This is a genomic window from Vibrio sp. RM-41-2B (assembly GCF_024744415.1).
In the GTDB taxonomy this organism is placed as follows: Bacteria; Pseudomonadota; Gammaproteobacteria; order Enterobacterales; family Vibrionaceae; genus Vibrio; species Vibrio diabolicus.
Genome location: NZ_JAMQWD010000004.1, coordinates 265622 through 288088, shown reverse-complemented (window position 1 = coordinate 288088; position 22467 = coordinate 265622). Strand labels below are relative to the sequence as shown.

At 44.9% G+C, this 22467-nt stretch carries 18 protein-coding genes; 9 read left to right on the top strand and 9 right to left on the bottom strand.

Features of this window, described 5'->3' with window-relative positions; genetic code table 11:
• Position 1: 1 nt before the first annotated feature.
• From NB463_RS02735 to NB463_RS02720, 4 genes are all read right to left on the bottom strand, one after another.
• Entirely contained in the window at positions 2-685 is a 684-nt protein-coding gene (locus NB463_RS02735) for a transglutaminase-like cysteine peptidase (RefSeq protein ID WP_005392134.1), read from the bottom strand.
• A gap of 114 nt (positions 686-799) precedes the next feature.
• Complete coding sequence (locus tag NB463_RS02730; RefSeq protein WP_258430933.1) at positions 800-2191, bottom strand: HlyD family type I secretion periplasmic adaptor subunit; 1392 nt, start codon at positions 2189-2191, stop codon at positions 800-802.
• 172 nt (positions 2192-2363) lie between these two features.
• Positions 2364-3590: a sigma-54-dependent transcriptional regulator gene (locus tag NB463_RS02725; protein WP_053808192.1), complete on the bottom strand. Its 1227-nt coding sequence runs from the start codon at positions 3588-3590 to the stop codon at positions 2364-2366.
• Positions 3583-5457: a sensor histidine kinase gene (locus tag NB463_RS02720; protein WP_258430964.1), complete on the bottom strand. Its 1875-nt coding sequence runs from the start codon at positions 5455-5457 to the stop codon at positions 3583-3585. Before NB463_RS02720 ends, NB463_RS02725 begins: the two co-directional genes overlap by 8 nt.
• Before the next feature lie 115 nt (positions 5458-5572).
• Here NB463_RS02720 and pdxH point away from each other — a divergent pair, with 115 nt between their 5' ends.
• A complete protein-coding gene (gene pdxH, locus NB463_RS02715) occupies positions 5573-6208 on the top strand; it encodes a pyridoxamine 5'-phosphate oxidase (RefSeq protein ID WP_047009698.1) in 636 nt (211 codons plus the stop codon).
• Between the two features lie 72 nt (positions 6209-6280).
• Here the strand turns inward: pdxH and NB463_RS02710 are convergent, their stop codons facing one another.
• Positions 6281-7000 carry a helix-turn-helix transcriptional regulator gene (locus tag NB463_RS02710; protein WP_005392144.1) on the bottom strand — a complete coding sequence of 240 codons (720 nt, stop codon included), beginning with the start codon at positions 6998-7000 and terminating at the stop codon, positions 6281-6283.
• A gap of 974 nt (positions 7001-7974) precedes the next feature.
• On the opposite strand from NB463_RS02710, the gene NB463_RS02705 reads away from it, so the two are divergent.
• The 4 genes from NB463_RS02705 to putP all read left to right on the top strand — a co-directional run bounded on the left by NB463_RS02705 (position 7975) and on the right by putP (position 14674).
• Positions 7975-8787 (top strand): AraC family transcriptional regulator, encoded by an 813-nt coding sequence (locus NB463_RS02705; RefSeq protein WP_006740882.1) that lies wholly within the window; start codon positions 7975-7977, stop codon positions 8785-8787.
• Between the two features lie 406 nt (positions 8788-9193).
• Positions 9194-12325: a bifunctional proline dehydrogenase/L-glutamate gamma-semialdehyde dehydrogenase PutA gene (gene putA, locus NB463_RS02700; protein WP_258430934.1), complete on the top strand. Its 3132-nt coding sequence runs from the start codon at positions 9194-9196 to the stop codon at positions 12323-12325.
• Between the two features lie 11 nt (positions 12326-12336).
• Positions 12337-13044, top strand: coding sequence for a 1-pyrroline-5-carboxylate dehydrogenase (locus tag NB463_RS02695; RefSeq protein WP_258430935.1), 708 nt, complete (start codon positions 12337-12339; stop codon positions 13042-13044).
• A 136-nt stretch (positions 13045-13180) separates the two neighbouring features.
• Entirely contained in the window at positions 13181-14674 is a 1494-nt protein-coding gene (gene putP / locus NB463_RS02690) for a sodium/proline symporter PutP (RefSeq protein WP_005392162.1), read from the top strand.
• A gap of 124 nt (positions 14675-14798) precedes the next feature.
• On the opposite strand, the gene NB463_RS02685 is transcribed toward putP, so the two are convergent.
• Positions 14799-15332 carry a GNAT family N-acetyltransferase gene (locus NB463_RS02685; protein ID WP_054866771.1) on the bottom strand — a complete coding sequence of 178 codons (534 nt, stop codon included), beginning with the start codon at positions 15330-15332 and terminating at the stop codon, positions 14799-14801.
• 182 nt (positions 15333-15514) lie between these two features.
• Here NB463_RS02685 and NB463_RS02680 point away from each other — a divergent pair, with 182 nt between their 5' ends.
• Positions 15515-15754, top strand: a complete 240-nt coding sequence (locus tag NB463_RS02680) for an RNA recognition motif domain-containing protein (protein WP_005392166.1) — start codon at positions 15515-15517, stop codon at positions 15752-15754.
• 59 nt (positions 15755-15813) lie between these two features.
• On the opposite strand, the gene NB463_RS02675 is transcribed toward NB463_RS02680, so the two are convergent.
• A complete protein-coding gene (locus NB463_RS02675; protein ID WP_258430936.1) occupies positions 15814-16368 on the bottom strand; it encodes a GNAT family N-acetyltransferase in 555 nt (184 codons plus the stop codon).
• Between the two features lie 384 nt (positions 16369-16752).
• Here NB463_RS02675 and NB463_RS02670 point away from each other — a divergent pair, with 384 nt between their 5' ends.
• Positions 16753-17001 (top strand): hypothetical protein, encoded by a 249-nt coding sequence (locus NB463_RS02670; protein ID WP_012842405.1) that lies wholly within the window; start codon positions 16753-16755, stop codon positions 16999-17001.
• A 290-nt stretch (positions 17002-17291) separates the two neighbouring features.
• Positions 17292-17768, top strand: a complete 477-nt coding sequence (locus tag NB463_RS02665; RefSeq protein ID WP_006740877.1) for an Lrp/AsnC family transcriptional regulator — start codon at positions 17292-17294, stop codon at positions 17766-17768.
• Between the two features lie 124 nt (positions 17769-17892).
• On the opposite strand, the gene NB463_RS02660 is transcribed toward NB463_RS02665, so the two are convergent.
• Positions 17893-18600: a DUF445 domain-containing protein gene (locus tag NB463_RS02660; protein ID WP_199804094.1), complete on the bottom strand. Its 708-nt coding sequence runs from the start codon at positions 18598-18600 to the stop codon at positions 17893-17895.
• A gap of 591 nt (positions 18601-19191) precedes the next feature.
• Positions 19192-21042, bottom strand: a complete 1851-nt coding sequence (locus NB463_RS02655; RefSeq protein WP_005392176.1) for an ABC transporter ATP-binding protein — start codon at positions 21040-21042, stop codon at positions 19192-19194.
• Positions 21043-21444: 402 nt separating this feature from the next.
• On the opposite strand from NB463_RS02655, the gene NB463_RS02650 reads away from it, so the two are divergent.
• A complete protein-coding gene (locus NB463_RS02650) occupies positions 21445-22446 on the top strand; it encodes an arginine deiminase-related protein (protein ID WP_258430937.1) in 1002 nt (333 codons plus the stop codon).
• The last annotated feature ends 21 nt before the right edge of the window (positions 22447-22467 follow it).

Genomic DNA, 22467 nt, shown 5'->3' with positions numbered 1-22467 from the left:
CTCACTCGTCATAGTTAATTTTAGGTTTATTTAACTGCAACTTACGTTCGCGCGAGCGTAAGTCATTCCAAAGGCTCAACCGTGATGCTTTCCCTGCCAGCTCTCCAGTGCTAGCAGAAGACTTCATCAACCACAGGTTTGTACCATTAAAACTGTATATCGGTAGCAAGTCGCTACGTTTAGAGGCTCGGACAATATCAGGGTTGATATTGTCGAGAATGAGCGGCTCAGAGCTTGGGGTTGGGTAGTAAGCTAATACCATGTGAAACTGATTCAGTTCGATGGCTTTTACGTAGATCAAACGCATCTTAGAATCTGGTATTCCTAGCTCGAGTAACGAGAAGTACTTGGCGATGGTGAAATCCTCACAATCCCCTGCATTACTCCCTAAAAATTCGAGTGGCGTAGCCCAATAATCTGTCTTTCCCCACAGTTTTATGTCGTCAACAAAATACAGCTGGTTAAAAAAGTCGTTGACGCCAGCGAGCTGTTCATGTGTCTCTAATTGTTTAAATAAGTCGAGGTTTTTTCGCCATGTATTTACGCGCAATCCCGCACGTTCGCCGTACACCGCTGTGACCGTATTGACCCATTGTTGTTCTTTACTGCTTAACGCACCAATTTGGAACGAAAAACAACTTAAACTGATTAATAATGTAACTTTACGCTTCAAATTGGATCGCATATTCGACTCATATCACAAGTATACTCTTCTAAAGGGTTCGTCAGTGAGAAACAAGTGCTTTTTATTTAATCACTTATCGCTCAATACTCGCCGTTGTGAGTACCTTGGTGTGATTTACTCCTTCAAGGCGTTCGTTTTGGCACTTAAAATCGGTTTAAGTAGATATTCCAAAACGGTTCGCTTCCCTGTGATGATATCGACCGATGCCGTCATTCCTGGAATGATTGGTAAATCTGCATCTTGACCAAAATTCGTTTTATCGGTGCGGACACGAACGATGTAAAAGCTATTTCCTTCTTCATCTTGGGTTGTATCTGCGCTGATGTGCTCCAATTCACCCTCTAAGCCGCCGTACTTAGTGAAGTCGTAAGCCGTAAACTTCACGATGGCGTGTAGGTCCGGGCGCAAAAATGCAATGTCTTTTGGCGCAATTTTCGCTTCTACTAATAACGTATCTTCAGTTGGTACAATTTCGAAGATATCCATGCCTGGCTGGATAACCCCCCCAACGGTGTTGATGTTCAGCGTTTTGATTTTGCCTGTGACTGGCGAGTTCACAACGGTTCGATTGACTCTATCTTCTAAACCCACTGCTGATTCAACCAAGGCAGATAACTGGTCTTGGGCGCTGTTGAGCTTTTCTTGCTGTTCTGAACGGAATTTGAGCGCAACATCAATACGGTTGAGCATGGACTCTCGAATCGCTGATTTTAATACCGGGATTTTGAGCTCACTGGAAGTCATTTCGCGGCGGGTGTCGTTGACTTGGCGTTGTAACTTGAGTAATTCAATACGAGGCACAACACCTTCATCAGCCAACGGTTTGGTGATGTCTAATTCTTTCTTCGCATATTGATAGCTTTGACGTAAGTTCCTTACTCGCGCTTCAATCTCTACTAAGTCCTGCTGCTTTTGCTGAACTTGTTGGTCAATCACCGAAAGTTGGTTGCGTAAATTGTCTAAATCTTCGCGGTATTCTGCTTTCTGGCGCTGAGTGAGTTTCGGCTGAGTTTCTTCTAAAATTGGTGGAAAGGTCAGTTTGCCATAATCGAGTACTACGCTTTGGCGCCAGTTTTCCGTTTCAAAATCACGCTTCACAGCAACACTGTTGATCGAAGCTGAGAGTTGCAGAACAGACGCAGTTAGGTTGGCAACTTGTTGTTCACGCTCACGAAAATCAGAGCGAAAGCGAGTGTCATCGATAAGAAGTAACTGCTGACCTTTTTCAACCAACTGACCTTCTTTGACTAAAATTTCTTTGACTAAGCCACCTTCTAAGTTTTGGACAACTTGAATCTGTGAAGAGGGAATGACTTTTCCCTGACCAACAGTGACCTGGTCGATTTCAGCCCAAGATGCCCAGCCTATTGCAGCAATAAAAAACAACACCATCACCCAGAGCATCAAACGTGCGCTATTGGGGGTGTTGAGGAGCAATGCTGCAGTTTTGTCGTCAACAAAATCCAACTCTTCATTGTTGAGTTTGTTGTAGTTATCTCGGCTCATCACAGTCCCTGCTTATATAAATGCTGATTATCTTTTTGATCTTATTATTATTAACCGATCATGTCAGTATGCTCGGCGAATAAAAATATGAGACGAAGACCATTCTCTCTCCGAATGAGCGTTTTCAATGCTTCTCTAGCAAAAGAAAAGTGAATATATCGTCAGAGTATGGCTATTGCGCCTTGAACTTGGTTTTATCCAACTGATGTTTTTTTAGTTTGTCGTACAAGGTTTTGCGTGATACCTGTAATTCTAGTTGAACCTCTTTGAGTCTGCCTCGGTGTCTTTGTAGTGCATCGAATAATAAGCAATATTCAAAGTATTCTGTGCGCTGAGTCATACTCTGAATTTCGATACTTTTTTCACTGTTCCAATCTTCCATTCGGAAGGTATCTGGCTTGAGTGCGCGAAGTTCTGCAAATTGGCGCAGCTGCTTAATATTCTCCGGCCATTCTAAATCGGTCAGATGTTTGACTTCTTCTAAGCTAATGTGTGGCGGTTGAAGTTGGTAACGACTCGCAGCGTGGCGTACAAAGTGCTTGTATAAAGGCCCTATATCTTCTTTTCTTTCATCTAGTGTCGGCAAGTGAATTAGAGTAGCTAGGGCTTTGATAGACGGATCAACTTGGGTTGTCGCACCAAAAACACGCTCAAGTTTCGGGTGCTTAAACAAGCATTGCCATTGTTCATATGACACATGTTCAGCACTATGTAAGTACAAGCTGCAATGGCTTTTTCCTTCAATCAAGCGATGTATGGCTTTATCGAGGGCTTCTAATGAAAGCTCATAGAGATCCTCACCAGAAGCGGCGATTAACTCGCTGTCTGGCGTTGCATGTATGTCGTGGGCAAATTGTGCGGCGAGCCGGCGACCTGTGCCATCTTGACCAACAAAAATGATCGGCTGGTTCGTTGGTGCGCTGATCAAAGCGCGACGAATGCTCACCATGGCTTTACTGTGACCAATCATTTTCGGACCAACGTGAGTTTGCATGTCGAGCTCTTTTTTAAGCCAGATGTTTTCCTGCAATAGATTCAACTTATCGCCAGCATTATTGAGCGACTTCATCAGTTGTTCCGTTGAAAAAGGCTTTTCGAGAAAGTCGTACGCGCCGCTTTTCATCGCATCTACCGCGGTTTTCACATCTCCATGTCCGGTAAGTACGATAAATTGAAAGTGATCGTTTTTACTTCGCAACGTTCGCATGAACTCTAATCCATCCATCACGGGCATATGGATATCGGTGATGATGATCGCTGGCGTATTTGGGTCGATAACGCGTAAGGCTTCCACGGCGTTTGGTAAGCAGGTGACGTCTATCCCTTCAATAAGCAGTGCTTGAGCGACGGCATCACGAATATGTGGTTCATCATCAACAAAGAAAACGGGATTATTCATGGTTGTTTTCCACTTCTGGGTTGCGTTGGTTTTGGATAGCGATTGGCAGCGTTACGATAAAGGTCATGCCTCCTGCTTGTTGTTCCGTGTTCTGATGTTTATAAGCACTGAGTGAACCGTGATAGCTTTCTAAAATGCGTTTGGAGATGGTCAAACCTAATCCTAAGCCCTCTGGCTTAGTCGTAAAAAATGGGTCAAAGACTTTTGCTAGGGCTTCGTCCGACATGCTGGGCCCGTTGTCGGAAACAAGAATGTCACAGCTGTCATCATGACACTGAACGGCAATAGATATTTGCGGATCAATGCAGTAGTTTTCCATCGCTTGTGCAGCATTATGGAAGAGATTGATCAGAACTTGCTCTAACTCAACGCTGTGAATTGCTAGCTTTACATTATAATCGATGGCTGGGACTTTTAATGTCACCCCTTGTTTAATGAGTTTGTTGCTCAAAATGCTGGTGGCAGTATGCACTGCGTCGTGCAGTACCGCGATTTCATTGTGTGAATCGTGCGTGGCTTTCCGAGTAAAGACTTTTAAGCGAGCGATCACTTCCGAAATGGTGTCATTGAGTGTCAGCATTTTGCCCAAATTGTCGGCGACCATTGGGTATTTTTCCATTGCCAACAAACGCTGCGAGTTTTCGGTATAGGTTCTTAGTGCGGAAAGTGGCTGATTTATCTCATGATTAATACTGGCAGAAAGTTCTCCCAACAATGCCAATTTCGCGGCTTGAGTCAGTTCTTGTTGTGTTTGTTTAAGCTCTTGTTGGCTTTGCTCATATTGGCGGATGGTCTGTTGTAGCTTTTGGTTGGCCTCACTCAACACTAAGGTTCGTTGCACCACTTTTTCTTCTAGGCTCACATTAAGGTCGGCTAGGCGTGCCTTGTTCACGAGTGTTTGGAACCACGCCAACGCAATCAGCGCAATGAGCGCATATAGAATCAGAAAGACGACATCAGCCTGTAAAACGGCGGCAAGGACGGTGTTGTGGTTTATCAAGGCAACGACGCGAAATCCTTTATCCAATAAATGTGTCGCGTATGCGAGGTAATTGGGTGAGAGGAGCAATTGATTATCAGCAAACTCGGTGACGCCACTTTGCGCGGTAAGCTCACCAAAATACTCTGGTAAGGTATCGCCATACTGACGCGTTTCGGTAAGCTCGTTTATCGCACTCGGTGACAGCGGGAAAAGTGCACGATAGCGCCAGTTAGGCAAATTGCTCATAAACACGACATTGTGTTTATCCGTGATGAGTACGTCCGTCGTGGTTTGCGAAAGACGCTGTTCTAACTGCTCCAAATTCACTTTTACCGTGATCACGCCAACGACCTCATCATTTACCCAAAGCGGAGATGAGAAGAAGTACCCACGTTTATTTGAACGAACGCCTAACCCGACATATTGAGCAGGTTCACCGCGTCGCGCATTTTTAAAATAGGGACGATAGCTAAAGCTGGAACCAACAAACGTATCCTCTTGCTGAAAGTTACTTGAGGCAATGACTAACCCTGTGCGGTCATGAACGTAAATCGTATCGGCCAAACTTTGTTTCAACCAATCTGCTAACAATAGGTTGAGCTCGTGAGAGGGCGATCCGCGTTCTACTGCTTTGAGTAATCTCGGATCGTGACTTAATAGGTTTGGTATCTGTTCAAACTTTGCCAGCTCGTAGTCGACTTCTTGCGACACTTGCGCCGCTTGACTCTCTAGCTTTTGTTGCCACTGATCATGTTGGTATTGAGTTGCGTAATGATGAGTAAGCGCAAGCCCTGAAATGCCAATGGCACACAGCAGCAGTAGAAAATGGCGTAGGGCTTTAGGGTTGAGTAAGTTCACGATCAGCTCACTGGTTTTTTGTGTCATGGTATCAAATGACACACTGTGATGCTGTGAGCGGCAACGATAACAAGCACAATGATGTCCTTGTATTTCCTCAGTATCGGGAGCACAATCGACAAAAACGAGTGAAGGAGTAAAGATGGAACTTGCTGATATTCGTCGTGAGTACACCAAAGGTGGGCTACGTCGTAAAGATTTGAAAGCTGATCCTATTGATCAATTTAATCTGTGGCTAGAGCAAGCAGTTGAAGCGGGTTTAACGGATCCGACTGCGATGACAGTTGCAACGGTTGATGAAAATGGCATGCCGTTTCAACGCATTGTTCTATTAAAAAACGTCGACAAAAATGGCTTTGTATTTTACACCAATCTAGGCAGTCGCAAGGCCCAGCAGCTTGAGCATAACAGCAATATTAGTTTGCACTTCCCTTGGCATCCGTTAGAGCGCCAGGTTCATATTACAGGTGTGGCGGAAAAGCTCACCGCCGTAGAAAATATGAAATACTTTACTTCTCGTCCAAAAGAGAGCCAATTAGCCGCAATCGCGAGCAAGCAAAGTAGCCGTATTTCTGCTCGAGGTGTATTAGAAGGTAAGTTTTTAGAGCTAAAACAGAAATTTGCGAAGGGTGAAATACCGGTTCCAACCTTCTGGGGTGGCTTTCGCGTAAAACCACAGAGCATCGAGTTTTGGCAGGGTGGTGAACACCGTCTTCATGACCGCTTTCTTTTCTCCCAACATGACGGAAATTGGGACATTGACCGTCTAGCGCCATAAACTCTCGTGCCTCATGAATAAACAAACACCGCCCACTTGGGCGGTGTTTTTGTAGGTAGAAAGTGGCGCGAATTATCGCTCTCCATTCAACACTACCGATAATTGATGCTTAAGCAGCGTTTTGGGTACAACAGAGCCGTAGCCAGCTTCCATTGCTTTATCTATTAGTTCGTTCTTGCTGTTCGCTGCAAACTTATTACGTAAGCGTGCGACGTGACCTTCAACGGTTTTTGTTGATATGCCCATGACCTGAGAGATGAATTGTGGCTTCTTGCCGTAGAGCAAGAGGAAAAGCGTTTCTTGCTCGCGACATGTGAGCTTCTCTGGTTTTGGCTGTAAGTCAGAGAAACGAAAGATGGATTGCTGATTAGGGTTGGTGCTGATTGCACGACAAACCCAATACCCGACTTCAATCACGGCGGTGTCGGTGAGTTCTCTTCCGTAGAAAATGGTCCCTACGATGTTACCATTGTCATCTCGCCACGGTGTTTTAGTAAAGATATGCGCTCGCCAGCGGCCATCTGGATAAGGATGGATATCAAGAATTTTGAGTGACTCACCAGTTTCGATGACGTGTTTATCTTGGCGTTGAAATTCTTGTGCACATTCAGTGGTTGGGCTTGCCATCTCAAAATCAGTTTTACCGACGCACTCCTCGGGCGACGTGTGTCCCAACAGTTCTGCGTATTCCTGATTTACGTAGCGGAATACCGAATCTTTATCTTTGCATCCCCAACAACCTGGTAGCTGTTTAAGGAGGGATTGTTCTATGGTATCGACTGAAATATTCACAAAAGGACTCACTACATACTGCTTTTACCAATACAGAGACGTCCGTGTTGCGTTGTTAATATTGACATTGCCAAGTAGGCAGTCACGTTGCTAGAACACGTTCGTTGATTGGCGCTCAATCCAATTAAGTTCATGGTGTTCGATATTTTCGTCACACAGTGATAAACAACAACGAAATTGAACGAAGAATTTAATTGGGAAAATGGTCTGTTTCATTACAGATATGTGCGCTCACGGATGTCCGCCTGATGTTCGGCTTACAACTCGTATCGTCCTTGATCATGCTTCCTACAACTCAGTTGTAATTTAGTTGGCGTTCATATCACTCATCGAGAGGGAGAACGGCGCCTAAGTCATATGAGAGGGACAGTGAGACGAAAGCTATAATATCAGCTTATGCCATTGTTTTCATTGTTGAGAAGCGAAAAAAAAGCCAGCCTGAAGACGGGCTGGCAACACAAGATATAATCTTGTCGACGTGTAGAAGAGGTTCTAAATTACCTAGCGAGGGTCTGCTAAGTAAGTTAGAGGTATCAATGAGATACCGAGAGCTTTAGATCGTATGCATCTTAAAGCTCGAGGACTAATGTATTGAATCAGAAGCATATTAGTAAGGGGGGAAATCCCTCTATGTTGATTTCAAGATGTGGCTTTGATCTGTTTATGAGGCGATTTATCTATTTTGAACCGCAGTGTTCTACCAAATAACGGATTGTTCGGTAACAAGGATCTTTATATCTATTGGTTATGTATACGTAAGGTGCTTCTATCTATCCGTTTTTGTTAATAAAATTGGTTGCTCATTGACCGTAAGTTAACCTCGCATGATCATCGTTCCGGAACTATGATCATGTAAACGAACTTGATCATGCTGTTTTGATCTTGTGCGATTGAGTTGGGGAAAAGTTGCAACCCAACAAGGAAGGTATATGATGCCAAGACGTAAGCTGACCGTGTAAAGACGACTGTTTAAAATGAGTGATTCAGATAACCCCAAAGCCCCGCCATATCAAGAGATTATGCTGCCTAAGCCAGCAGAACTGATCACACTTCCGTCTTATATGGACTGCCATGATCATTCTTACACACAGATCGTGATTGGTTTAAAAGGACAAGCCGAATTTGAAGTGCGTGGACGAGGTAATCTTGTCGGTCCTGGCCAAGGTTGTGTGGTAACCGCATGCTCTGATCATGCTTTCGGTGGCGTCATTAATCAATCGGATATTTTGGTGCTGAATATGCCAAAACCGACAAATGATGATCCTGAAATGCTGCAGAAAATCAATAATCTAGAAAGAGACCATGTCTACTTTCAGTTAGACGGTCAAATTCAGAAGCTGATACAGATGTTGGTTCAGGAAATGCGAAACCATCCGGACGACCTGCTGTTAAGTCGCGCGTGCAACGACACCGTGATTGCATTAATGCAGCGCCATATCTCGGCATTTGAGACTAGCCGAAAAGAGTCACGCTTTGATTTGGAGGCGATTGATCGCTACATCGAGCAGCACCTTAGCCATAAAATCAGTGTGGCTCAGTTAGCGGGACGAGTGTTTCTAGGGGAAAGTCAGTTCCATTGCTTGTTTAAGGAGCAGATGGGGATTACACCTCATCAATATGTTCTCGGAAAGCGTATCGACATGGCTCGTGAATTAATCGAGCAAGGCCACCTTTCTTTAGGGCAAATTGCCGAATTCACTGGTTTCTCAAGCCAGAGTACGTTTACTCATACTTTTACTCGCTTACAGGGAATATCGCCATCCCGCTATAAAAAACAAGTTGGATAACAACGCGTATTTTTAGGTCAAATTAGCAGCAATCAGAACAAAGCCATGCAATATGCATGGTTTTTTTGTGTTTTATTCACGTGACCTATCTCTCGTTTTGTTAAATTCTCTGTCCTTTGGTGTGACTGATATGCCACTTGATCCTACATTTTCTCTTAGAACGAGCGCTTCACAAAAATCTTATTGATATTCCTGACATTTTGTTGTGAATGCAATGAAAAAATTAAAATTTACAACACAAAATATTACCTATTTGAATGTGACTATGTGGATGTTTTGTTATAAAAGCGAGTTTTTGGCAAAAATGTCGTAGTTTTTGACAAGTATTCTTATCAGCCTCAAAATACACTGCCAGCCATTGATAATCCTCGAAGCGGTTTTCGAGGAGTGAGATTGAGGAACACACATGTTTACAGCTACGAACGTGTTGACACCGGAATTTATCGGGCAGCCGCTTGATAAGTTGTGGTCACTGATCTCGCCATTGTATATGGTGGACGAGTCTCAATGGCTAGAGCAACTATTGCCACTAGCGACGCCGACAGAGGATGAAAAATCGGCGATCACTACCCAAACGACCCAACTTATCGAAGCCATTCGTGCCGATAAGAAGTCAATCCAGATGATTGATGCTCTATTGTTGGAATACAGCTTAGATACTCAAGAAGGTATCTTGCTGATGTGTCTTGCAGAAGCATTAATGCGCATCCCAGATGCCGCGACAGCAGATTCTTTGATTAAAGATAAGTTGAGCGTCGCAGACTGGAAATCTCACCTGAAAAACTCTGACTCTGTGTTTGTTAACGCATCAACATGGGGCCTCATGCTAACAGGTAAAGTGGTTGGTCTTGGTGAGCAAGGCACCCAGAGCCCAGGTCAGGCTGTAAACCGTCTGGTAAATAAATTCTCTGAGCCTGTGATTCGTAAAGCCATGTATCAGGCAATGAAGATCATGGGTCACCAGTTTGTTCGTGGTCGTACGATCGAAGAAGCACAAAAGAATGGTCGCCCAATGCGCGACAAAGGTTTCACCTACTCATTTGATATGTTAGGTGAGGCGGCGTTAACTACAGCGGACGCGAACAAGTACTTCAAAGATTACCTAATGGCGATCGAAGCGGTAGGTCGAGAGACTTACGGCAATGACACCAGTCCTGCGCCTTCGATTTCCATCAAGCTTTCTGCATTACACCCGCGCTACGAAGTCGCAAATGAAGAACGTGTAATGACAGAGTTGTATGACTCACTAATGCAGCTATTGAAACGTGCAATTGAAGTCGACGTTGCAATCACAATCGATGCAGAAGAAGCGGATCGCCTTGAGCTTTCTCTGAAGCTATTTGAGAAAGTGTACCGCAGCGATCTTGTGAAAGGTTGGGGCAAGTTTGGTTTGGTTATTCAAGCCTACTCAAAACGTGCTCTACCAGTCTTGGTGTGGCTAAACGCACTCGCAAAAGAGCAGGGTGACCTTATTCCGCTGCGTTTGGTTAAAGGCGCGTACTGGGACAGCGAAATCAAGTGGTCTCAACAAGCGGGTTACGCTAATTACCCGGTATACACTCGCAAAGAAGCGACGGACGTTGCGTACCTAGCTTGTGCTCGTTTCCTACTTAGCGAAGGTGTTCGCGGTAATATCTACCCGCAATTTGCAAGCCACAATGCCCACACGGTGACGGCAATCGCCGTTATGGCTGAGCACAAAGAGTACGAGTTCCAGCGTCTACATGGTATGGGTGATTCACTGTATAACCATGTTATGGAAATGTATGGTCAGCCAGTACGTATTTACGCTCCTGTCGGTAGCCATGCTGATCTTCTTCCGTACTTGGTTCGTCGTCTGCTTGAAAATGGCGCAAACAGCTCGTTTGTACATCGATTGGTTGATGCGCGTTGTCCGATTTACGAGTTGACTCATCACCCTGTTGATGTGTTGACGGGTTTTGACACGCTACACAACGACAAGATCCCATTACCTGCCGATATCTTCCCTGAGCGTAAGAACTCATACGGCGTCAACATTGATATCGACAGTGAGGCGAAGCCATTTGAAGCGCAAGTAGAAAGCTTCATGGACAATCAGTGGGTTGCAGGCCCGATGATCAATGGTGAGCGTTTTGCCGAAAGCATGATCAAGGAAAATGCGGCTGAGATCATCACCGCACCGTACGATCGCCGAATTGAAGTCGGCAAGGTGGCATTTGCAACACTTGATCATGTTTCCGCTGCAATTGATGCGGCGCAAACTGCTTTCTCTGATTGGAAAGGCGTGCCTGTTGAGCAAAAAGCGGCTTGTTTAGAAAAGCTTGCTGACTTAATGGAAGAAAATCTGGCTGAGCTGGTGGCGATTTGTCACAAAGAAGCGGGCAAGACGATTCACGATAGTATTGATGAAGTTCGTGAAGCAGTGGATTTCTGTCGTTATTACGCGAAACAAGCGCAAAACCTACAGCCATTTGAGCTAGAGGGTTTCGATGGTGTGAAACGCATTTCTAGCCGTGAAGGTCTTGGTGTGTTTGTGTGTATTAGCCCTTGGAACTTCCCGCTGGCTATCTTCCTTGGTCAGGTAACGGCAGCACTGATTGCGGGTAACACAGTGGTTGCCAAACCTGCTGAGCAAACAAGCCTAATTGCCGCTCGCGCTATTGAATTAATGCTTGATGCGGGTTTCCCTGCTGGTGTGATTCAGTTACTTACTGGTCGCGGCGCTGAGATTGGTCATGCACTGACTTCTCATGATGCCATTGCTGGTGTGGCATTCACTGGTTCAACGGCAACTGCGCAACGCATTAACGTCACGCTTGCGGAGCGCAGCGCGAAACCGGTTCCGTTTATTGCGGAAACAGGTGGTCAAAACGCGATGATCGTGGACAGTACTGCATTGCCAGAGCAGGTGGTGCGTGATGTGATTCGTTCAGCGTTTGCATCTGCCGGTCAGCGTTGTTCTGCCCTTCGTGTTCTATTTGTACAAGAAGATGTAGCAGACCGTATGATCAACCTGATTCAAGGTGCGATGAATGAGCTGCATGTTGGTTTACCTTACCTACACAAAACGGATGTTGGTCCGGTTATCGACAGCAATGCAAAACAAAAACTCTTTGCTCACCTTGAGCAAATGAGCAAAACACAGACTAAAGTCGCTCAGCTACAGCTGGATGAATCGTGCCAGCATGGTGACTTTGTCTCACCAAGTGCGTTTGAAATCTCGGGCATCGATGTGCTGAAAGAAGAACAATTTGGTCCAATCTTGCACATTGTTCGCTTTAAAGCCTCTGAATTACCGAACGTGGTTGCGCAGATCAACAAGACGGGTTTTGGCTTGACGATGGGTATCCATAGCCGTAACGAAACCACGTACCGTTGGATTGAGAAACACGCTCGAGTGGGTAACTGCTACATCAACCGAGACCAAGTTGGTGCTGTGGTTGGCGTACAGCCGTTTGGTGGTCAAGGCTTGTCGGGTACTGGCCCGAAAGCTGGTGGTCCACACTACCTATTCCGCTTTACTCAACATCTTCTTGCTCAAGCAGAAAACGCATAAGGAGTCGCATTATGGTTCATCAGATCACCTATTTTAAAGATGCATTCTCTGCGTGGGAGCAGTGGAATCTGACTGATTTTGATTACAAATGCGAGCATGTTCTGGCATTTAAATCTGCATTAGAAGGGCAGCAGTCTACCGTTGCCAAAGTGGTTTCTTACCACTTGCAACAAGCATCAACTCTTCTTGCAGAAACTCACCAGTTAGTTGGCCCTACAGGGGAAACTAACGAACTGTATGCCGCAGGACGCGGTGTGGCTTTGGTGATTTGTGAAAACAACATCGAGCCTGCTGATAATGCGTTATACAGTGCTTTTGCGATGATCACCTGTGCCTTAATTGCAGGCAACAGTGTGGTCGTTTGCAGTGACAATGCAGAGCTAAACCAACAGGTTAAGCAAGCTGTAGCGTTGGCAAACTTCCCATCTAACTTAGTCCAGGTTGTTGCGTACGATGCGTCTGCCCCGTTGCTTGAGAGCGATGTACGTAGTGTGGGTTATGTTGGGCGTTCACAGGTTGAGCATGCGCTCAATCTTCAACTAGCTAAGCGTGATGGTGCAATCGTCGGCTTAGTTTCTGAAACGGATTTAGAGTCACCGAAATTGGCTCATGATCCTCATCTCTCGTTGCGCTTCATTACCGAGCGCACTCGAACGATAAATATTACCGCGGTGGGTGGTAACGCGACTCTACTCGAGTTGGGGAACGAAACTCACTAACCTGACTTGTGATACCAATCTGGAGTAACTGGACTGAGAGCCGGTCCAGATTGGTTTCTTATACTCTGATGTATTGCTGAGACGGTAAAATATCAGGGCAGGCAAGGAAGGAAATAATTATAACGAGGACTATCTAATGATAGAAAATAGCTTTGCTATCACGTCCACTTTTGTGGCGTATTTACTGATTATGGTTGCTATTGGCGTTTACGCGTATAAGAGGACTTCCAATTCATCTGATTACTTCCTAGGTGGCCGTAGCCTAGGTCCGTGGCCTGCTGCATTATCTGCAGGTGCTTCAGACATGAGTGGTTGGTTGCTGCTAGGCTTGCCTGGCTATGCGTACGCTGCGGGTATCGAGGCCTTCTGGTTAGCCGGCGGTCTACTTCTTGGTACATGGGCAAACTGGCTCATCAGTGCAAAACGCCTACGTACCTACAGTATCCAAACTGACGCGTTAACGTTGCCAGAGTTCCTGTCACGTCGCTTCAACGATAAGTCGAAACTGATCCAGACAATCTCTGCGTTTTTCATTCTTCTATTTTTCCTTTTCTACACCAGCTCAGGTTTGGTCGCAGGGGGCAAACTGTTTGAGACGGTATTCGGTCTAGATTACACCTACGCTGTTATCATCGGTACGGTGTGTGTGGTTTCTTACACACTATTCGGTGGTTTCCTTGCGGTATCTTGGACTGACTTAGTGCAAGGTTTGCTAATGGCGGCTGCGCTAATGATTGTTCCTGTTGCAGTAATGGACGGTGGTCTAGGTCAGCTAACTTCTGATCTGCATGACATCAACCCAGAACTTGCAACGCTATGGAATGACGCCAAAGGCGAACCACTGTCTGCGATTGCTATCATCTCTTTAGCGGCATGGGGTCTTGGTTACTTTGGTCAGCCACACATCCTAGCGCGTTTTAAAGCGTCTCGTTCAAACAAAGATCTAACGACTGCACGTCGTATCGCTGTGATTTGGACTGCACTATCTATGGTTGGTGCAATGCTTGTTGGTCTTGTCGGTCTGGTTTGGGTTACGGGTCATCCGGGCACTCAACTAGAAGATGGCGAGAAGATCTTCATGCTATTGGTTAACGCAGTATTCCACCCTGTCGTTGCAGGTATGTTGTTAGCAGCAATCCTAGCGGCGGTAATGAGTACAGCAGACTCACAGCTCCTTGTTTCATCTTCAGCGCTTGCAGAAGATTTCTACAAGCAAGTATTCAAGCCAGAAGCCTCTTCTGAAGAAATCGTAATGATTGGCCGTATCGGCGTTATCGTGATTTCGCTTGTTGCGCTATTCCTAGCAATGACACCAGATAGTTCAGTACTTGGTCTTGTTTCTTACGCTTGGGCTGGCTTCGGTGCTGCATTTGGTCCTGCGGTTGTACTTAGCCTTTACTGGAGCGGTATGAACCGTAACGGCGCACTAGCAGGTATCCTTGTTGGTGGTATCACTATCGTAGTTTGGAAGCAGCTAACTGGCGGTTGGTTTGATGTGTACGAAATCGTACCGGGCATCATCTTCTCTACGCTTGCTATCGTTGTTATCAGCAAAGCGACAGGCGGTGCAGCGCAAGACGTATTAGACCAACATCAATCGTACGAGAAGAAACTAGTTGAACTAGACTAATTACTTCCTTTTACGAACACAAAGCCCGCTTATACAGCGGGCTTTGTTTTATCTGAACTTAATAAACGTTAATGGTGATTGCTTGAGGCCAGACTGTCACGTCGCTTTATTCTTTGTGAGTGTGTCAGTCACGACGAACTTTGGCGTAAATGACGGTATTACTCAGCTCGCCAGAAGACGCACGCCGAGCATTGCGTAGCTCACCTTCAAACTCATACCCACAGCGCTCAGCAACCGCACGACTTTTGCGGTTATTCGCATCGGCTAAAATCGCGATTCTTTTCGCGTCCAACGCTTCGAATGCATAGTTTTCAATCGCCGCTACCGCCTCAGAGATATAACCGTAGCCTACCGCGCGATCATCAAGCCAATAGCCAATCTCAAATGCCGGTATCTCTTGATCATGGATCATTAACCCAATGGCACCGAGTAAACGATCGCTTTCCTTGTCGATTAGGTAGTAGCGCAACTCTTCTTCGAAGTTTTCAAAGTTTGCGATGGCTTTCTCTGTCCCTGCAATCATCGCTTCTAAAGTGAGCACGTGAGGTACCCATGGCAGGTAAACTTCAAGCGTTTTTTGGCTACGAACAACGGCCTGATGTGCTTCTTCTGCACGTTCCAAGCAAGCTGGGATGAGCTTTAAACGTTTGGTTTCCATGTCGAATCTCCTAGGCTTTTATACTCCAATCGTTTCGTAATGCAGGATTCAGAGCGTTATCACTAAAAATCATTTAAACAGAAACACTTAGAGACATCTAGCCTTTGCAAGAACATTATTCACTTGGTTTGTAAGGGAGAAGCTGAGAGAATTGAGGCGTTATAAACATAAAATGGTTTAATATGAAACTTCTAGTAAGAAACTTAGCTCGTGAGACGACAGAGCAAGACATCCGTACTCTGTTCTCAAACTACGGCAAAGTTGAGCTTTGCACCGTCGTGCTTGATCAAGAGACGGGTTTATCAAAAGGGTTTGGTTTTGTGATCATGCCGGATGAAGCCGAAGCCGTTGCGGCGTTGGAGGCACTAAACCTGTCTTCAGTACACAAGAGCAAGATTCGTGTGAAAGTCGCACAAGACTAGTATTTTTGCCTTTCAAGGTGAAAGATAAAACCAGCTGAGAGGCTGGTTTTTTTAGTGCCTTAATTTTGAGAGGTTGCTACGGTTACTTGAGGCGAAAATATTTGCTGGTATACGCAGACTTCTCGTTCTTTTCCCTGCATTTTGATGATGTGATTGTCGATATACGTCATGCCCAACTTTTGAATGACTGATTGGGATTGTCTGTTTTCGACCAAGTGCATCGCTTTTAGGCCCGATAACTCAAAATGTGTTCTGGCAAATTGAATTAAAGCCATTGACGCTTCTTGAGCAAACCCATTACCCCAATAATCGACGCCAAGCCAATACCCTAATGTGCCGACTCCCTCCGAGATGTTTAGCAGACTAACAGCACCAATTAACACTTCGTCTTGACGCAGGGTAATAGCATATATGACCCCGCTACGCTTTTGATATGCGCCAACATGGCTCTTAATCCAAACTTGTGCCATCGGCTCTTCATAGGGATGAGGAATATTTGCCGTCATATCTGCAATGCTCTTGTCTCCTGCGAGTCGTGCGACTGTTGCGCTGTCTGTCGGATGAAATGGGCGAAGAATAAGCATTTGTGTCGTGAGCGTTGGTTGAAGCGTCATCGTGCGTCCTTGAGATGTGTCAGTATCGTGGAAATTGCAGGTTCACACTGTAAATCAGGCATGTTTAAACAACCAAGTAATGCCTGAATCGAAAATGTGAGTGAAAGCCATATTTAAAACGCCATAAAATTGATCATTGCAGATTGAAATAGCGAGTAGCAACAATTGCTTATGTGTGATGTGTCGTATTATTACACACATAAGCGCGTTCGTTCATAATAATGGTACAAAAGTTGAGGTCTGACCAATGTCTCAATTTTTTGATACTTTCGTCCAATTTTTTGAAGATAGGACACAAAAAATTAAAGGGGCTTTTTTATTGTGGAATTATTTTGAACAAAATATGTCAATTGTCAGTAGTACTGAAAAACAGGGAGAAGAGAAATGCCGGATATATATTGCGCAGCTTGTAGAAAATCAACGCAACATAAAGTGATCATGAAGCGTTGCGAGCCACAGCCCGTTGATTCGTTGACAGGTAAAGTGGTGAGTTTTACACAGCTGATGGCGAAATTTGTATCAGGTGAACACTACTACGAGATGGAACCACAATACTACTGCCGATGCTGTAATCATCGTGCAATTGGAGAAGTGATTCCTCATCCTACCAGGCATACGTCGGCAGCTCTCTAATTCAGAGCGATAGCTATGATTAATAGCTAAACAGGGCGGCTTGTCCCGCACGCCAGATCTATAAAGGCGTATCACACGCTTTCAAATTTGAGACTCTACGGGAGCCGCTAGATTACTTTTGTTCTTCATACTCGGTTATGGAGAGAGCGGCAGTAATCGCAGCCCTTTCCTTCCTTAGTTATTTTCTAATTATTCTCTGCTGAATTTCACATGCTGTGCATTTGATGGTTTGCAATTGTTTAAGCAACGATTAATGTGATGCTTCCTGAGTGGTTACAAGGATGTGGTTAATGAGTTACCAATTGGACCGGATTGATTTACACATTTTGAGAGTGCTTCATTCAAGAGGCAGAATTCCAGTTGTTGAACTCGCAAAGCAGATCAACTTAACGACCTCGCCATGTTCTGACCGCGTGAAGCGGCTAGAAAAAGAGGGGTATATCAATGGCTACCATGCGGAGCTGAATGCGGAAAAATTAGGGTTGGATGTGCAAGTATTCATCCATATTCGCTTAGACCAAACCAGTTTTTCCATTTTTGAAAAGTTTGCGAAAGCCGTCGAATTGATGCCGGAAATTGAAGAGTGTTATTCGCTCTCTGGGGACTTCGATACCATGATAAAGGTTCGTGTTAAGAGCATGAAAGCGTATCAGGAGTTTATGTCGAGTAAGTTAGGCACGCTTCCAGGCGTAATCCAGACTCGCAGTGAAGTGGTAATTGAAGAACATAAAACAGGATTTGGCGTAAACCCGGAGCTCCTTGGTTAGGCGAGGCTGATGTCTATGACCGCAGCGCTTATGCGTTGAGAATATTATTTAACGTGACTTGGCGTATTACTTTTTCAAGATCAAAAAAGGAGCCGAAGCTCCTTTTTGATAAATCGGTGAGCGACTATGCGCCGATAAAGGTGCTGATAACACCAATTAAACCGCCAAAAACACCGCCCCAAACGACTAGCCAGCCAAGGTGTTCTTTAATCATTTTTTGCACCATTTCTTTGACCAGTGCGGGTGTTAATTCGCTCAAGCGTTGATCAATGATGCCTTCAATGTTTTGCTTTATCTCATCCATCATAGCAGGAGATTCGAACTGCTCTTTCAGTGCTTTTTTGATGTTATCGCTCTTGCTCAACTCAATAATGGATTCTTGCATCTTTTCGACGAAAGGCTGCCGCATAGGTTGTAATGCCTCCGCGCCGCCAAACATCGCTAGCATGCCGCCAAATTGAGAGCCTTCGATCACTTCTACCAAAGAGTCAAACGCTGGATTTAAATCCACTTTCTCAATCACAGGTTGAAGATCGATGTTTACACCGCCCGCCATTTCTTTGTTCAAGAATCGATCGATGTTCGCTTCGGTAAAGAACTGCTCCATCATCAAGTTTTTGATAGCCAGTTTAAACTCTTCAAATCGCGCGGGGATCACGCCAGAACCGTATAATCCAGGCACTTTTTCAAACAGCATGTGGATGGCAAGCCAGTTAGTGATGGCGCCCGAGAACGCAAACAGCCCCGCATACCAAAGGTAGTCGTTTTGTAATTGATGACCTCCAGCCATCAAAGCGATAGCAAGGACATTCGTTAGCAAACTTTTGTTCATAGTGACCAGTTATATGTGAATATCGGAATAAATAAGTGGGCCTGATTCTATACCTAAGTCACATTGAGATGCTAGGTTTTGCCGTGGTGAGTGACCGTGTTGCGAAGGGATAAAAATGGATGTATAGAAAAACAAAACCCGACAATTACTGTCGGGCCACTGCTTTTTCTTAGAAAAACTAAGATTCTATTTTTAATTTTAGATGCGGTAGATCTTACAACAAAGTTGGCATTTCCATCTTTCTGAGTAGCCGAATAGCTTGTCAGCCCAACTTGGTTTGAGTTGTACGATCTGCATTGAACCACATTTACACATAAGCTAATTACCTTATTGTTAATCTAATAACTAAGCCATCTATTGAGTATAGCTGTTTCTCAAAAAGTGAAATGACAAATGAAGACGGCTCAAAACTCTGTATTGTGTTCATTGCAATGGATACGCAACGAGGCAGTATATTAGCAGAAAAAATGTGAGCTTTATCATGGAGGATGTTTCATATATGAGAAACTATAATGGCTATATGAGTATAGGGTTATCAATAAAAATGAAAAACGGCGCTTCATGCGCCGTTTTTATTGGGTTTCTCGCTAATTAAGAAACGTGTTGATTTTCTAACTCTTCAGCGATAAATCCGCCAGTTTGATGGGCCCAAAGCTGGGCATAAATACCGTTGTTCGCGATGAGCTCTTGGTGAGAACCTTGTTCAACAATACTGCCTTTATCTAGCACGATGAGGCGATCCATTTGTGCGATGGTCGACAATCGGTGCGCAATCGCAATAACGGTTTTTCCTTGCATTAATTCATTCAAGCTTTCCTGAATCGCTGCTTCGACTTCTGAATCCAGAGCCGATGTAGCTTCATCCAGTACCAGCAATGGTGCATCTTTTAGTAGCACACGAGATATTGCGATACGCTGACGTTGGCCGCCAGACAGTTTCACACCACGTTCACCAACTTGCGCATCGTATCCGACGTTGCCAAATGGGTCGGTCAGAGTTTCAATAAACTCATGGGCATGCGCTTGCTTAGTGGCTTTCAACAAATCTTCTTCTGTCGCATCTGGGTTGCCATACAAAATATTGTCGCGAATCGAGCGGTGCAGCAGAGAAGTATCTTGGGTCACCATACCGATCTTTGAACGCAGAGAGTCTTGTGTGACTTCTGAGATGTTCTGTCCATCGATCTTAATGCTGCCGTCTTCGACATCGTGGAAACGAAGTAACAAGTTCACCAGAGTTGATTTTCCGGCGCCGGAGCGCCCAACCAAGCCGACTTTCTCTCCTGGTTTGATGTTGAGATCGAGGTGGCTAATCACGCCTTTGTTCTCACCGTAATGGAAGCTGACGTTATCAAAGTGAATGCCACCTTCAGTGACTACTAAGTCTTTTGCGCCTGGTTTATCTTTAATATCAATAGGCTTAGAGAGCGTTTTCATTCCATCGACTACGGTTCCCATATTTTCAAAGAGGGCGCCAACTTCCCACATGATCCACATCGACATACCATTTACGCGTAATGCAAGGCTAACAGCAATCGCAATCGCGCCAACGCTGATGGCACTATCCAACCACAGGTAAATCGATAAAGCAGCAACGGAAAACACCAAAATATAGTTTGAGATCTCTACAGCAACGTCGAAGCCGGTCACTAGGCGCATTTGACGATAGACCGTATTCAAAAATCCCTTCATGCCTTGCTCAGCATATTGGGTTTCGCGCTGGCTATGAGAAAACAGTTTGACCGTTTGAATATTGGTATAGCTGTCGACGATGCGTCCTGTCATTGTCGAACGTGCATCGGCCTGCGCTGAAGCGACGTCTTTGAGCTTAGGAACGAAATAGATTTGGATAGCGATGTAAGCGAGCAGCCAGACGATCATTGGGATCATCAAACGCCAGTCTGCCGTCGCTAACATAATGATCATGCTGGTGAAGTAAACCGTAACATAAACAAATACATCCATAGCTTTCATGACGGTTTCGCGCACAGCTAATGAGGTTTGCATGACTTTAGTTGCAACTCGGCCTGCAAAATCATCTTGATAGAAGTTTAAGCTTTGATTGAGCAAATACCGGTGTGCAAGCCAGCGGATAGACATTGGATAGTTGCCCAATAATGTTTGGTGAACGAGCAACGAATACACGATTACCAAAATGGGCATGACAACCAACAATAAGGTTCCGTAGAAAATTAAATCTGCTTTATTGTCTTGCAAGAACGTTTCTGGATTGCTGGTAGACAACCAATCAACCAATTGTCCCATCGCGCCAAACAACATAACTTCAACGACAGCAACAATCGTGGCCATCAAAGACATGATGATCAAAGGCTTTTCGTAGCCGCGGGTGTAATAACGTAAAAAAGCGAGCATCCCTGAAGGAGGCTGATCTGGTGTGGATTTGGGGAACGGCTCTGTAAAGCCTTCAAATCGTTTAAACATAACTCATCCTAAAGTTAAAACAGTGCCATTTGGGGTGGCTAAATCCATCGATTCACGCAGCTTTGGACGAAGCCGCGTGTATAAGGGTTTTTGGCTGCTCTCGAGAAAGCAGACGGATTGACGAGAGGGGCGAAAAAATAGTCTAACCGATTGTGTTTTAAATGTAACTAGTTGGTTATGGGTGTGGTTGTCTATGGTTCTGATTCTTATGATGAATTCTTCGCATGTTCATCGCGATGCCATAAAACCTTAAACCTGCATAGTGACAATAAAATTTCGGGAGAAATAAGCTAAGTGCAGTGAAAATTACTTCTAGATAATTAAATTAATTGTGAAAACAGCAAAACTGAAGTTAACAATAAATTTACAATCTCCTCATTCTAGTGATAAGGAATGTATTGGATGCTATTACACGAATCAGTGACCCAATTTGCTAATGGGAAAGAAGAAAGCACGCAAAGTGCTCAGCGCCAAACCGCAAACTGCGTAGTGATGGTGCCACCGAAAGAGTTTCGTTTTAATGAAGAAACCGCACAAGATAATGAGTTCCAACATAAAGTGTCACTCAGCCAAGAAGAAGTCTCGCGTAGAGTGATGGCCGAGTTCGCGAGTATGGTAGCAACGCTGCGTCAAGAGGGCGTTCAAGTTGTTGAGTTTGATTATCCAGCTTCTGATGTTGCGACGCCAGATGCGGTATTTCCAAACAACTGGTTTAGCACTACGCCAGATGGCACGTTGTACACCTTTCCAATGGCCTGTGAAAACCGTCAAAAAGAAGTGCGTCCCGATGCGCTTGTGGCGGCACTAGCGCAAGCTGGGCGCGAAGTTCATCGACGTAGCAGCCTAACTGAATATCTTGATGAGCAAGCGTATTTAGAAAGCACGGGTGTGATGGTCTTTGACCACTTAAATAAAACGGTCTACGCCGCACTTTCACAACGTTGTGATCGTCTGGTTTTAGAAGATTACGCCGATCGCATTGGCTATGAACGAGTGATCTCTTTCCAAACCCGTTTGCCGTCTGGTGCGCCTATTTACCATACCAACGTGATGATGGCTGTGGGTGAGCAGTTCTGCGTGATTTGTGACGAAGTGATCCCAGAATTTGAGCGTCGTTTTGTTCTGAAATCACTCGCCAAAGATAAGCAAGTGATCTCTATTTCGATTGAGCAAATGAACCAGTTCTGCGGCAACATTCTTCAGTTGGAAACCATCAATGGAGACAAAGTCATTGCGATGTCGCAATCGGCATACGATGCTTTCTCTCCTGCACAAAGAAATCAACTTGCGACGCACGGTAAATTGCTGCCATTCGATGTTTCTACCATAGAATCTATTGGCGGTGGCTCGGTTCGCTGTATGTTGGGTGAGGTATTTTTGCCTAGTCGACAAGCGATGTTATAAACAATATTGCGCAGTTTTGCT